Origin of the sequence: Nocardia sp. NPDC046473 (genome assembly GCF_040645995.1) — a bacterium.
Lineage (GTDB): Bacteria > Actinomycetota > Actinomycetes > Mycobacteriales > Mycobacteriaceae > Nocardia.
Genome location: NZ_JBEYZJ010000001.1, coordinates 663,276 through 675,961 on the forward strand (window position 1 = coordinate 663,276; position 12,686 = coordinate 675,961).

A 12,686-nucleotide genomic window follows, 5' to 3' on the forward strand; every position below is an offset into this window, starting at 1 on the left:
CGCCGCCCCTTACCTTTCAGTAAGGAATTCGGCTCCGGGTAAGGCGCGGGTCGGTGGGCGTGGGAGAAGCACGGGTCGGTGAGCGAAGTGGCAGCAGACAAGAAGACCAACGGCAGGGCGGGAAACGTGGTGTCCGCGACCGTGACCAGCAAAGGGCAGATCACCATACCGATCGACGTCCGGGTCGCGATGGGGCTGCGTGCCGGAGTCCGGGTCGCCTTCGTGCCCACCGTCAACGGCACTTACGAACTGGTGCCGGAGACCCGAACCATCAAGTCGCTCAAGGGCATAGTCGGCTGGTCCGGCTCGCCGATCGGCCTCGACCAGATGAACGAGGCGATCACCGGAAACGTCGTGGAAGGCAAGCAGAAATGATCGGTCTGGACGCCAATGTGCTGATCCGCTACCTCACCCAGGACGATCCCGAGCAGTCCGCGCGCGCCAATCAGGTGATCGACGGCCTCAGCGAGAGCCGACCCGGTTACGTGACGATGATCGTGCTCGCGGAGATCCACTGGGTGCTGCGCCGCGGCTACCAGCAGGACCCGGAGGCGGTCACCGACGTGCTGCTCGGCCTGCTCGATTCGACCGAGATCGTGGTCGAGCGCGCCGACACCGTGCGCCAGGCGCTGCGCCAGGCCGCCGACGGCGCGGATTTCGCCGACGCGCTCATCCAGCAATTGGGCCAGGAGGCGGGCTGCGACCTCACCGTCACCTTCGACCACAACGCCGGCGAACGCGCGGGCATGCGGCTACTGGCCTGACAAGAAGACAGGACTTCGTTCAGGAGACCCGTGTAGCGTCATTCGGCATGAAATCTCGGCAGATCACGGTGGGCGATCGGGCATGGACCGTGCGGGTAGACGGCCCGGAATCCCGGCACAGCGTGCTGTTGCTGCCCGACGCGAACGACCCGGCGGACGTCTACGACCAGGTATGTGCTCGATTGCACAATTCGGATCTGCGGACCGTCGTGCTGGAGTCGATCGACGGCCTCGACGCCGCGGGCGTCACCGCGATCCTGGACCAGATCGGCGTGCCGTGGGCGAACGTGGCCGCCCGCGGCACCGGCGCGGAACTGGCGTGGCGAGCGTGCGCGGCCGGCTTCGGCCGCTTCATCAGCCTCGTGGTGGCCGATCACGGCCATCCGGCGGCCCCGGGCCCGGACGGCACCGTGGCCGACGCCACGGTCCGTCCAGTGGAGTTGCCGACCACGGTGCTGGTGACCAAGAACCTGCCGCGTTCGGTGGCCGATGCCTCCGGCCGCTTCGTCTACGGCGAGTTCCGGGTGGTCGACATCGACGTCACGAATGTGGCGACCGAGGCCGACCACGAACTGGCGACCGAGATCGTGCTACGCACCAGCACTTGGTGAGCCGGACTCGGCCCGGTAAACCGTCAGCCAGTCCAGCCAGCTGTCGAGTTCGGCGAAGGCGTTTGCCAGCGGCTCGGCCGAGGACAGGAACACGTCGTGCTTGGCCCCGTCGATCGGCACGATGTTGGTGCGGTCGCCAAGGCAACCCGACCAGCGCTGAATCTGCTTGACGTCCAACACCGCATCGGCCACGTCGACCGCGGGGCCGTACCGGCGGGCGAACCGCGTAATCCGGGAACGCAGGATCAGTGACGGCACGCCGACGTCGAGCCCGGCGTGCAGTTGCGCGTGGCCGTTGCGGATCGCGCGCAGCCAGCCGAACCGAATCGGGAAGCCGTGCAACGGTTTCCAATCCAGGTTGTAGTCCCATTCGCCGGCCACGCTCTGATGCAGACTGTCACCGTAGGTGCTGACCTTCGCGCTGGGCAGCTGGAACTGCTTCCGAAAACGGCCGATTCCCTTGATGATCGGCGTCCCGACGGTCCGGTAGTAGGACGGCCCGTGCAGATCGAACCAGGGGCTGTTGAGCACCAGGCCGGCGATCCCGGCCGCCGCGGTGCCACCCGCTCGGTTGAGTCGATCCAGCCACAGCGGCAGAATCAATCCGCCGGTCGAATGCGCGTTCAAAACAACCGGAGCACCGGTCTCTGCCCGCACGATTCGCAATGCCTCGTTCAACTCGTCGTCATACAGTGCGAGATCGGTCACATAATGCGGTGTCTGCCCGTCGCGCAGTGACCGCCCGCACTTACGCAGATCGAGTGCGTAGAAGTGGTACCCGAGTGCCGCGAAATGCTCCGCGAGATGTTCCTGAAAGAAGTAGTCGGTGAACCCGTGCACATACAGGACGGCCCCCGCGGTGGCCTCGACGTCGCCGCCCGGCAGATAGCGCACCAGGGTGGCCACTGCCTCGCCTTCTCCATCGGGATCGGGCCCGAAAGTCAGCGTGCGCTGCTGGTACTTCTCGCCGAGGACATCGGCTTTCCACTGGCCATCGCCCTGGGTGTCGGATTTCGGAGCGGCAAGTGAAGTTTCCTTTGTCACATACACAATCTAGGTCACATTCGGCGGGTTCGGCGCGGGAGATCGGGGTGGTGAGGTGCACAATTGGGGCTAGGTGAACGGCGGGTAACCTAACTCCCGCCATGGTTTACGAACCCGAACCGAGGCAATAACACGCAAGCACCGTGCCCAGGCAGGTCCACCCGCCCGGTGGGCCCGCGTAGAAGGACAAGGAAGTCGATCTAGCCGTGCCGAACGCTGCCATGACTGAAAAGACCGATGTTGTACTCATCGGCGCCGGCATCATGAGTGCCACCCTCGGTGCGCTGCTGCGCCAGCTGCAGCCCGATTGGTCGATCTCCCTGTTCGAGCGGCTCGACGCCGCGTCGGCGGAGAGCAGTGACCCGTGGAACAACGCGGGCACCGGACACTCCGCGCTGTGCGAACTGAACTACAGCCCACAGAACGCCGACGGGTCGGTGGACATCAGCAAGGCCATCGACATCAACGAGCGGTTCCAGGTGTCGCGCCAGTTCTGGTCCTATGCCGTCGAGAACAACGTGCTGGGTGACCCGTCCCGGTTCATCAACCCGATCCCGCATGTGAGCTTCGTGCACGGCGCGGACAACGTCGACTATCTGCGTAAGCGCTACGAGGCGCTGTCGCGGCATCCGTTGTTCGAGGGCATGGAGTACATCGACAGTCCCGACGAATTCGCGCGGCGGCTCCCGCTGATGGCGCGCGGTCGGGACTTCTCCGATCCGGTCGCATTGAACTGGACCGACGGCGGCACCGACATCGACTTCGGTTCGCTCACCAAGGAACTGCTCGCCTACCTCGGCGCCAACGGCGCGGACCTGGCCTTCGGCCACGAGGTGCGCGACCTGTCCAAGCAGTCCGACGGGTCCTGGCTGGTGAAGGTGCGCAACCTGCGCACCCGCGAAACCCGCACGCTCATCAGCAAATTCGTCTTCGTCGGCGCGGGCGGCGGCGCGCTGCCGCTGCTGCAGAAGTCCGGCATCAAGGAGATCGACGGCTTCGGCGGCTTCCCGGTGAGCGGCCAGTTCTTCCGCTGCACCAACCCGGACCTGATCCAGCAGCACGAGGCCAAGGTGTACGGCAAGGCCGCCGTCGGCGCGCCGCCGATGTCGGTGCCGCACTTGGACACTCGCGTCATCAAGGGCGTGCCGGGCCTGCTGTTCGGCCCGTACGCCGGCTGGACGCCGAAGTTCCTCAAGGAGGGCAAGCTCACCGACCTGTTCAAGTCGGTGAAGCCGAACAACCTGTTCTCGCTGCTCGGCGTCGGCGTCACGGAACTGGGGCTGACCAAGTACCTGGTGAGCGAACTGCTCAAGTCCGAGGCGGGCAAGGTCGACACGCTCAAGGAGTTCATCCCGCGCGCCGACGGCCGGGACTGGGAGCTGATCACCGCGGGCCAGCGCGTGCAGGTGATCCGGCGCAAGGGCGCGGGCGGTGTGCTCGAATTCGGCACCGCCGTGGTCGCCGCGGCCGACGGCTCCATCGCGGGTCTGCTGGGCGCCTCCCCGGGCGCCTCGACGGGCGTCACCGCGATGCTCGATGTGATGCAGCGCTGCTTCCCCACCGAGTACGCGGGCTGGACGCCGAAGCTGAAGGAGATGATTCCCTCACTGGGCGTCAAGCTGTCCGAGGACCCGGCGTTGTTCCACGAAGTGTGGGATTGGACGTCCAAGACGCTGAACCTCACGGGTGGCACGGATAACACGCCCAAGCATGCGGGGGTCGCGGCAAACCGCTAGGTGTGATAGCAACAGGCGATGATGTCAACGGTTGCTCTCAAACGGTCATGGGCGTTGGATCTCGACACCGCCACCCTCTATCAGCTGTTGAAACTTCGGGTAGAAGTCTTTGTCGTCGAGCAGAAGTGCGCGTACCCGGAATTGGACGGGCTCGACCTGTTGCCGGAGACCCGGCACTTCTGGCTCGATGACGAGGGCGAGGTGATCGCCACGCTGCGATTGCTGGAGGAACACGAGGACGGGGTGAAGTCCTTCCGCATCGGCCGGCTCTGCACCGTCCCGTCGGCTCGTGGCCACGGCTACACCACGCGCCTGCTGCAGGCCGCGCTCGCCGAGGTCGGCTCGGCGACCGTGCGGTTGAACGCGCAGAGCTATCTCATCGATATGTACGCCAAGCACGGGTTCAAGCCCGACGGCGAGGAATTCGACGAAGACGGGATCCTGCACACGCCCATGCGCAAGGGGTGATGGTCGGCCGTTGTTCGGCTGCCGCCCTCGTCGCAGACCTGCGACGAGGGCGGTTGTCTGTCCGGCGGCCGACACGATGCGCAGGGCAGCGTCGGTCGGCGCGGCGAGCGCGCATAGAGTTGGGGCGTGTCTTTGTCCCATGCCGAAACTGTGCCGTCGTCGCACCCGCTGACCGGAGCACGCACGCGTCCGGCGAGCGACGGGGACGTGGGTTTTCCGTTCTCCGCCGTGGTCGGTCAGGAGCGGCTGCAACTCGCGCTGATCCTGTGTGCGGTACATCCCGGCATCGGTGGTGTGCTGGTGCGCGGCGAGAAGGGCACCGCGAAGTCGACCGTGGTGCGCGCGCTGGCGCAACTGTTGCCGCCGGTGGTGGACGAGACCGGTGCGCGGCCCGCGCGGCTCGTCGAGCTGCCCGTCGGCGCCACCGAGGATCGGGTGGTCGGCTCGCTGGACTTGGAGCGGGTGCTGCGGGACGGGGAGCAGGCGTTCCGGCCCGGCCTGCTGGCGGCCGCGCATCACGGCGTGCTCTACGTCGACGAGGTCAACCTGCTGCACGACCATCTGGTCGACGTGCTGCTCGACGCCGCGGCGATGGGCCGGGTGCATATCGAGCGGGACGGCGTCTCGCATTCGCATCCGGCGCGATTCGTGCTCGTCGGCACCATGAATCCGGAAGAGGGTGAACTGCGTCCGCAGCTGCTGGACCGGTTCGGGCTCACCGTCGACGTGGCCGCCTCGCGGAACGTGGACGTGCGAATGTCGGTGGTGCGCAGGCGACTCGACTACGAGGCCGATCCGGCCGGGTTCGCCGACAGCTACGCCGCCGCCGACCGGGCGGTGGCCGAGCGCATCCTCGGTGCCCGGGATCGGGTCGCGCAGGTGCTGCTCGACGACGGGGAGCTGCGCCGAATTGCCGCGCTGTGCGCCGCATTCGACGTCGACGGCATGCGGGCGGACCTGGTGGTCGCGCGGACCGCGACGGCGCATGCCGCGTGGCGTGGTGCGGACGCGGTGACCGAGGAGGACGTGCGGATCGCCGCCGAACTCGCGCTGCCGCATCGGCGTCGGCGGGATCCGTTCGATGAGCCGGGGATCAGCGAGGATCAGCTCGACGACGCGATGCGGGAGGCCGCCGAAGAAGTAGATCGCGAGGCCCAGTCGCCCAGTGATACAGCAGAATTCGAATCGAGCGAGGGTGATCGGTCACCCGAAGACGGTGCTGATCGGTCACCGCAGGATTCCGACGCGTCCCCATCGACCGGCGACATCGATACCGATCCGGATGACGACCCGGACTCGCCGCCCGACGGCCCCGGCGCCGGGCAGCGGCCGAGCGCTCGCGAAGGCCGCAGTGGCACACCGACTTCCGCTGCCGCGACGCCGCCGCGCTGGGAGGTGCCCGGCATCGGCGAAGGCGCTCCCGGCCGTCGTTCCAGAGCCGAGTCGCGGCACGGTCGTGTCGTTCGTCCCAGCACCGATACGTCCACCGGTCTGCACCTGCTCGGCACCGTCTTCGCCGCCGCGCCGCACCAATGGTCTCGTGGCCGAGGCGATGGTCCGCTGAAGCTGGCTGCCGAGGACCTGCGTGGCGCGTATCGCGAAGGGCGCGAGGGCAATCTGGTTGTTTTCGTGGTGGATGCCTCCGGGTCGATGGCGTCCAGGGATCGACTGTCCGCCGTCACCGGCGCGGTCGTCACCTTGTTGCGTGATTCTTACCAGCGGCGCGACAAGGTCGCTGTCATCACCGTGCGTGGGCAGGACGCCGAACTTGTGCTGCCGCCTACGTCGTCGGTCGATATCGCCGTGCGCCGCCTGTCTGCGATGCGCACCGGCGGCAAGACGCCCCTCGCCTCGGGGCTGGTGAAGGCGCGGGAGATCGTGCTCCGTGAGCGGGTCCGTGACCCGCGCCGTCGTCCGATGCTGGTGCTGCTCACCGACGGTCGGGCCACCGGCGGCGTCGACCCGGTTCCGCGTGCCCGTGCGGCGGCGGCCCGCCTCGCGAACGACGGGGTCACCTCGATCGTGGTCGACTGCGAGCGCGGGATGATCCGGCTCGGCCTTGCCGCCGAGCTGGCTCGCGAACTCCGCGGCGGATATCTGAAATTGGCTGAGCTGACCGGAGATTCGGTCGCCGACGTGGTGCGCTCCGGCGTCGGTTCCGTGACCCGCGCCGCTTGACCGTGGCGTGCCGGCGGCGGTGCGGTAGCGGATTACCAGGACTATCAAGGAGATTCGATGCCTAAGGGTGTTCCGGAGACCGTGCCCGAGGACGGGCTCACCACGCGCCAGCGCCGGAACCAACCGGTGCTCGCGGTGCATACGGGCCCGGGCAAGGGAAAGTCGACCGCGGCGTTCGGCATGGCGCTGCGGGCCTGGAACCAGGGCTTCGATATCGCGGTGTTCCAGTTCGTGAAGAGCGCCAAGTGGAAGGTGGGGGAGGAGGCGGCTTTCCGTACCCTCGGCACCCTGCACGAGGAGACCGGCGTGGGCGGCGCGGTCGAGTGGCACAAGATGGGCGAAGGCTGGTCCTGGACCCGCAAGCCGGGCACCGACGAGGATCACGCCGCCGCCGCGCTGGCCGGGTGGCAGGAGATCGCCCGCAGGCTGAAGGACGAGCAGCACCGTTTCTACGTCCTCGACGAATTCACCTACCCGCTCAAATGGGGTTGGGTCGACATCGATGAGGTCGTCGAAACCCTCACCAACCGGCCCGGCAACCAGCACGTGGTCGTCACCGGCCGCGACGCCCCCCAAGCCCTCATCGACGCCGCCGACCTCGTCACCGAGATGACCAAGCTCAAGCACCCCATGGACGCGGGCCGTAAGGGCCAACGCGGCATCGAATGGTGAACTCCCGCACTCTCTCTCGGGATCTGCACCCGGTATGGGGCCCTAGAGCCGGTGCAGATCCCGAGAGTCGGTGCGGATTGCGCTACCAGGGGCGTGGCTGGTGAGCGCGGGTGTGCCTGCGGTGGTGGTCGCGGCGCCTGCGTCGGGGAGTGGGAAGACCACGGTGGCGACGGGATTGATCGGGGCGTTGGGGCGGGTCGGGCATCGGGTCGCGCCGTTCAAGGTGGGGCCGGATTACATCGATCCCGGATACCACGGGCTGGCGGCGGGGCGGCCGGGGCGCAATCTCGACCCGGTACTGGTCGGCGCGGAACGTGTGGTGCCGCTGTATCGACACGGCGCGCGAGACTGCGATCTCGCGGTGGTCGAGGGCGTGATGGGGCTGTTCGACGGCCGCATCGATGAGAACCATGTGGGGCCGGTCGCCGAAGGGTCTACCGCGCAGGTCGCGAGTTTGCTCGGTGCACCAGTGGTTTTGGTGGTCGACGCACGCGGGCACAGTCAGAGTCTGGCCGCGCTGCTGCATGGTTTCGCCACCTTCGACAGCAGTGTTCGGCTCGGCGGGGTGATCCTGAATCGGGTCGGCAGTGAACGGCACGATCTGGTGCTGCGCGCGGCCTGTGACCGGGTCGGACTTCCGGTGCTCGGCTCGTTGCCGAGAATGACCGAATTAGAGGTGCCCTCGCGGCATCTCGGGTTGATCCCCGCCGTGGAGCACGGCGCTCTCGCCACCGCCGCGGTATCCGCGATGACGGATCTGGTTGCGACGCATGTGGATCTGCACGCTATCGCGGCGCTGGCCCGATCGACCGCGACCGGCCCGGCCTGGGATCCAGTGGAAGCTGTGCGGGGTACGTACGTCGCGGCCGGTGGACGGCTTCCGTCAGCCGAAACGGCAGGTGCCCTTCGGATTCCGGGTACTGACCGGTCGGCCCGCGTAGATCGTGCGAATGGTGTCACCGACAACGCGGTGGCCTCGCTCGATCCGGCCGGATTCGGCACCGCCGACGTATCGCCTGCGGAGGTAGGCGGTCTGGCGCATGGTCCGGTCGTCGATCGACTCGCTGCCGCTGCGGACCGGGTCGAGGGTTCCGGCCCGCTGATCGCGATGGTGGGCGGGCCCGCGTTCACCTTCGGCTATGCCGAGCACCGCGAGCTGCTGCTGGCCGCCGGAGCGCGGCTGGTGGTAATCGATCCGCTACAAGACGAATTGCCCAGCGGGACGGCAGGTTTAGTGCTGCCCGGTGGATTCCCGGAGGAGCATGCCCGGGACCTGGCCGCCAACACTGCTTTGCTGGCCGCGGTGGCCACGCAGGCCCGGCGCGGGATGCCCGTGCATGCCGAGTGCGCCGGATTGCTTTACCTGACGCGCTCACTCGACGGACACCCGATGGCCGGGGTGATCGACGCTGACGCGGAGTTCGGTCCACGACTGACCCTCGGTTACCGAGATGCGGTGGCGCTGGCGGATTCCCCGCTGTGGCGCGCCGGGGAACGCGTCCGGGGGCACGAATTCCACCGGACTCGCCTGATCGCGGCGGGCGGGGATAGTCCAGCCTGGGGCTGGCACGGCAGCGACGGCGCACGTGTGCGGGAGGGTGCGCTCGTCCGCAATGTCCATGCCTCGTACTTGCACACTCATCCCGCCGGAAACCCTGGAGCCACTGGGCGTTTCGTCACCGCCGCAGCCGAGTATGCGGGTGCTCGTGTCGGCCGTTGAACGGACTGGTATTCGCCAGCCGGAAATCCCAGAGCCACAGGTCATTTCGCTGCGGCGTCCGCGTATGAGGATGTTCGGGTCAGCCGTTGGCTGATCTGCTCCCGGCAGAGCGACTGCTACCGCAATGCCAACGGTTGCACACGGGCGACTCCTGGACTCTCTGCTCTACCGAGCTCGAAGGTGATGATGGCTGAATTGATCGTAGGCCTGGGACTGCGTCCCGGTACTTCTGCTGACCGCATCGTGGTGGTGGTGCGTAAGGTGTTGGCTTTCAACGAGATCACCTGTTTGGCGACCATCGATCGACGTGCTGCCGAGCCCGGCCTGCTCGACGCGGCCGCTGTGCTCGGGGTGCCGATTCGGACCTTCACCGCCGCCGAGCTGGCCGAAGTATCAGTGCCGAACCCGGACTCGCGAACGGTGGCCGCGGTGGGCACCGCGAGCGTCGCGGAGGCAGCCGCCATCCTCGCCGCCGAGGGCGGCACCCTGGTTGTTCCCAAACGCACCGTCCACGGTGTCGTTATCGCTGCGGCCCAACGTAACGCACCCCCGGCCGGACGGCGGCCTGCATAGCAGGTGCGGGTGCCGGTTCGGCGTGTCCTGAACCGGGTGAGCCCACGGCCACCGAGTGGTTTGATGACGGAGTGGACATCAGAGGGATCGACAACGTGCTGGTTCCCGTGGGGGACCTGGCCGCGGCGGTGGAGTTCTACGAGTACCAGCTCGGGCTCTCCGTGCGGTTCACGGTGCCGGAGCGCGGGATCGCCCTGTTCGGAGTGGCGGCGGAAACGCCGGGGATCATGGCGATGGTCGATCCGGCCGCCGGGCAGGGCGCGCCGCCCGCGATGCGGGTCTGGCTGGAGGTGCCGGACGCGCAGGCCGCCGCGGCCGAGCTCGAAGGGCGCGGTGTCGAAATGCTCACCGCGCCTTTCGAAGTCGGTACCGGATGGAGTGTGGAAGTCGCCGACCCGTGGGGCAATGTGATCGGACTGACCGACTACAGCAAGCGCCCCGAACTGGCCCGCCCCGAACCCTGACCTACGGCGCGACCGAACCCCAGTCGGCGAAGCCGGTGGGATCGTGGCGGCCGAGGCTGGCGTGTTCGAACAGCCCCCAGCCCTCCGCGTCGCCGCAGCGGGCGTGGGCCACATGGTCGATGACGCCGTAGGGCGCGCGAGCGACGATGGCCGGATCGGTGAGGTCGTATCGGCTGGACAACGACCAGTCACGCCCCTTCCACTGGCCGTGCTGCCAGTCCGGATCACCGCCGTACCCGCAACCCACATGCAGCGGCACATTGGTGCCCGTGGTCACCTCGATCTCCAGCGGCTTGCCGTCCGGCGTGCTCAGCTCGAGCCGCGCGCCCATGGGATGCCTTGTGCCGGAACGATAATCGATCGAGATGCGCGGCCAGCCGAGCTGCTCGGTGCGCCCGTCCGGCCAGATCCGCACGGCGTCGTTCAGTGTGCGCTTGCCGTCCGGCTCCTCCTGCACGATGACCACGACCGCGAAATCCTCGAACCGCAGCGGCACATACATCCACCAGAAGCCGCCGGACGGCTCGCTGGCCGTCCGCCCGGGCGGCTCGCTCTCGCCGACCGGGCGGATGCCCCACGACCGATCCCTGGTCCCGGTCCACACCGCCGGGTCGACGGTGATGTCGTCCCCGTCGACGTGCAGCGTGCCCGCCCACGAGCCGAGCTGGGCGAACCGGCTCGCCTCGATGATCGGCCGATTGCCCGACAGGATCAGATGGGGCTGTTCCTGCACGGTCGGGAAGGCGCCCTCCCAGGTGAGATCGAAGGACAGATCGTCGTGCTCGCAGATCACCCGGATCCGCTGCAGCGGCTCGACCACCTCGATGCGATAGCCGCCGACCTTTTGCTCCAGGCTGCGGTCGCCGAGCGCGTCGGAGAAGCGGACGGACCGCTGCACGTCACCGTGCCGGACCAGGGCGTAGGCATCGGTCACCCCGAGGTTCGGGTACACGCCGAAGCCGGTGATGAAGAAGACGCCGCCGTCGCGGTTGTGACCGTTGAAATAGCTTCGGTCATAGAAGTTTCGGTCGCTGCTGGCCACCCGGGCCAGCGATAGGCCGGTCTGGTGAATCGGGTACTCGTCCAACGGAACTGGCATGACTGAATCTCAATCCCACTCGTAGGTTCCATCGAGCAGCCGCTCCAGGCTCGCTCGGTGCATCACATAGTCGTCTCGGTCCGGGGTGTCGGTGTCCTCGCCGAAGTGGATCATCCGGCGCTTCACCCTGGCCATCACGATGCCGTGCCGCAGCGCGGCGTAGACGATGTGCCAATCCAGGTTCTGCACCGTATGACCGGTCAGCTCTTCGTATTTCGCGACGACGTCGGCGCGGCGCAGGAAGTCGGGCAGGCCCGGCTGATCGAACCGGGTGGCGATGTCCTGGAAGAACCGGTGGATGAAGATCACCCACGCGACGTCGAGTTCGCGCGGACCAAGCGCGGCCATCTCCCAGTCCAGCACCGCCGCGGGCTCGAATTCGCGGAAGATGATGTTGCCGGGTCGCGCGTCGCCCCAGCTGAGGACGTCCGGCCCCGGATCGGCGGGCCAGTGCTCGTCCAGCCAGGCGAAAGTTCGCTCGAGCAGCGGGATCTCGAAGCCGTCGTCCGCCAAAGCCCAGCGGTACCAAGCCTTCTGGGCCTCGACGTGCCTGCGCAGCGACTGGCCGGGCCCGCGCAGCGCCGGGAAACGGATCGCCGGATCCGGGATGGCGTGCACCTTCGCGATCACCTCGACGGTGTTCGCGGTGAGCTGCGCGCGTTCTTCGGCGCTCGCGTCGAACAGCCAGCCGATGAACACGTACGGCGGATTGTCCGTCGGCACCCGTCCGTCGACTCGCTTCATCACGAAAAACGGTGTGCCGAGCGGCTTCTCGTCCTCTTCCAGCCAGCACAGTCCCGGCACCGGCACGTCGGTGGTCTCGGCGACGCCGGCCATCACCTTGTACTGGGTGGCCAGATCGTAGGTCTCGAACACCGGGAACGATCCGGCCTCCGGCGCCATCCTGGCGACGAACGACCCGCTCTCGTGTCGCCCGTCCACGCTCCACTCGGCGTCGAAAAGGATAGATGTGCTCGACATTCCACCCGCCTGCGGGCGCGACAGATTGGCGACCTTCGGCGGATGATCGGCGCAGACCCTCGAATCCAGCCAGCGCGCCAAGTCCTCGGCCAGCACGTTGAGATCGCGCTCGCTGACGGTCAGCTGCTGCCGCTTGGCGGGATCCGGATCTTCGGCCATCGTTGTCCTCCTGACGCCATGACGCGCGGGCCTGCCTGCGCACAGCCCACATCAGCGGCGGTGCCGCGATACGCGACAGTAACTCGTTCCAGTCGGCCCGCGGGTGGAAAACGTTCGAGGTTCTCGAACCCGCTCACTGGTCGGAACCGGGCCTTGACATGGGAGTACTCGGCGGTGCTCGGGCTTGCACGAGTGGCTGGGTGTGGGTAGCACGTAC

Annotated in this window: 13 protein-coding genes; 10 read left to right on the forward strand and 3 right to left on the reverse strand. The window is 67.6% G+C overall.

Features of this window, described 5'->3' with window-relative positions:
* Positions 1 to 78: 78 nt before the first annotated feature.
* From ABZ942_RS03215 to ABZ942_RS03225, 3 genes are read left to right on the forward strand one after another with little or no spacing between them, the layout of a single operon-like run.
* Entirely contained in the window at positions 79 to 375 is a 297-nt protein-coding gene (locus tag ABZ942_RS03215; protein WP_357378524.1) for an AbrB/MazE/SpoVT family DNA-binding domain-containing protein, read from the forward strand.
* Complete coding sequence (locus ABZ942_RS03220; RefSeq protein WP_357378526.1) at positions 372 to 764, forward strand: type II toxin-antitoxin system VapC family toxin; 393 nt, start codon at positions 372 to 374, stop codon at positions 762 to 764. The genes ABZ942_RS03215 and ABZ942_RS03220 overlap by 4 nt, the downstream gene beginning before the upstream one ends.
* Positions 765 to 811: 47 nt before the next feature.
* Positions 812 to 1,375 (forward strand): alpha/beta hydrolase, encoded by a 564-nt coding sequence (locus ABZ942_RS03225; protein WP_357378528.1) that lies wholly within the window; start codon positions 812 to 814, stop codon positions 1,373 to 1,375.
* Here the strand turns inward: ABZ942_RS03225 and ABZ942_RS03230 are convergent.
* The gene (locus ABZ942_RS03230) at positions 1,355 to 2,320 is read right to left on the reverse strand and encodes an alpha/beta hydrolase (protein WP_357379348.1); all 966 of its coding nucleotides are present in this window, start codon (positions 2,318 to 2,320) and stop codon (positions 1,355 to 1,357) included. The genes ABZ942_RS03225 and ABZ942_RS03230 overlap by 21 nt on opposite strands.
* 305 nt (positions 2,321 to 2,625) lie before the next feature.
* On the opposite strand from ABZ942_RS03230, the gene mqo reads away from it, so the two are divergent.
* The 7 genes from mqo (at position 2,626) to ABZ942_RS03265 (ending at position 10,230) form a co-directional block, all read left to right on the forward strand.
* A complete protein-coding gene (mqo, locus tag ABZ942_RS03235) occupies positions 2,626 to 4,155 on the forward strand; it encodes a malate dehydrogenase (quinone) (RefSeq protein WP_357378530.1) in 1,530 nt (509 codons plus the stop codon).
* An 18-nt stretch (positions 4,156 to 4,173) separates the two neighbouring features.
* Complete coding sequence (locus tag ABZ942_RS03240) at positions 4,174 to 4,623, forward strand: GNAT family N-acetyltransferase (protein ID WP_357378532.1); 450 nt, start codon at positions 4,174 to 4,176, stop codon at positions 4,621 to 4,623.
* Positions 4,624 to 4,773: 150 nt separating this feature from the next.
* Complete coding sequence (locus ABZ942_RS03245) at positions 4,774 to 6,801, forward strand: magnesium chelatase subunit D family protein (protein WP_357379350.1); 2,028 nt, start codon at positions 4,774 to 4,776, stop codon at positions 6,799 to 6,801.
* A 57-nt stretch (positions 6,802 to 6,858) separates the two neighbouring features.
* On the forward strand, positions 6,859 to 7,473 hold the full coding sequence (cobO, locus tag ABZ942_RS03250) for a cob(I)yrinic acid a,c-diamide adenosyltransferase (protein WP_357378534.1): 615 nt from the start codon (positions 6,859 to 6,861) through the stop codon (positions 7,471 to 7,473).
* Positions 7,474 to 7,573: 100 nt separating this feature from the next.
* Entirely contained in the window at positions 7,574 to 9,193 is a 1,620-nt protein-coding gene (locus ABZ942_RS03255) for a cobyrinate a,c-diamide synthase (RefSeq protein WP_357378536.1), read from the forward strand.
* 186 nt (positions 9,194 to 9,379) lie between these two features.
* The gene (locus ABZ942_RS03260; protein WP_357378538.1) at positions 9,380 to 9,766 is read left to right on the forward strand and encodes a cobalamin biosynthesis protein; all 387 of its coding nucleotides are present in this window, start codon (positions 9,380 to 9,382) and stop codon (positions 9,764 to 9,766) included.
* Positions 9,767 to 9,837: 71 nt separating this feature from the next.
* The gene (locus ABZ942_RS03265) at positions 9,838 to 10,230 is read left to right on the forward strand and encodes a VOC family protein (protein ID WP_357378540.1); all 393 of its coding nucleotides are present in this window, start codon (positions 9,838 to 9,840) and stop codon (positions 10,228 to 10,230) included.
* 1 nt (position 10,231) lies between these two features.
* Here ABZ942_RS03265 and ABZ942_RS03270 read toward each other — a convergent pair whose 3' ends face one another.
* Complete coding sequence (locus ABZ942_RS03270; RefSeq protein WP_357378542.1) at positions 10,232 to 11,329, reverse strand: hypothetical protein; 1,098 nt, start codon at positions 11,327 to 11,329, stop codon at positions 10,232 to 10,234.
* A 9-nt stretch (positions 11,330 to 11,338) separates the two neighbouring features.
* Entirely contained in the window at positions 11,339 to 12,469 is a 1,131-nt protein-coding gene (locus ABZ942_RS03275) for a phosphotransferase family protein (RefSeq protein ID WP_357378544.1), read from the reverse strand.
* Between the last annotated feature and the right edge of the window lie 217 nt (positions 12,470 to 12,686).

Excerpts from the sequence above, each read along its gene's own strand:
- ABZ942_RS03275 (WP_357378544.1), bottom strand. The coding sequence starts at position 12,469 with ATGGCCGAAGATCCGGATCCCGCCAAGCGGCAGCAGCTGACCGTCAGC.
- ABZ942_RS03220 (WP_357378526.1), top strand. The coding sequence starts at position 372 with ATGATCGGTCTGGACGCCAATGTGCTGATCCGCTACCTCACCCAGGAC.
- ABZ942_RS03225 (WP_357378528.1), top strand. The coding sequence starts at position 812 with ATGAAATCTCGGCAGATCACGGTGGGCGATCGGGCATGGACCGTGCGG.
- ABZ942_RS03270 (WP_357378542.1), bottom strand. The coding sequence starts at position 11,329 with ATGCCAGTTCCGTTGGACGAGTACCCGATTCACCAGACCGGCCTATCG.
- cobO (WP_357378534.1), top strand. The coding sequence starts at position 6,859 with ATGCCTAAGGGTGTTCCGGAGACCGTGCCCGAGGACGGGCTCACCACG.
- ABZ942_RS03260 (WP_357378538.1), top strand. The coding sequence starts at position 9,380 with ATGGCTGAATTGATCGTAGGCCTGGGACTGCGTCCCGGTACTTCTGCT.
- ABZ942_RS03240 (WP_357378532.1), top strand. The coding sequence starts at position 4,174 with ATGATGTCAACGGTTGCTCTCAAACGGTCATGGGCGTTGGATCTCGAC.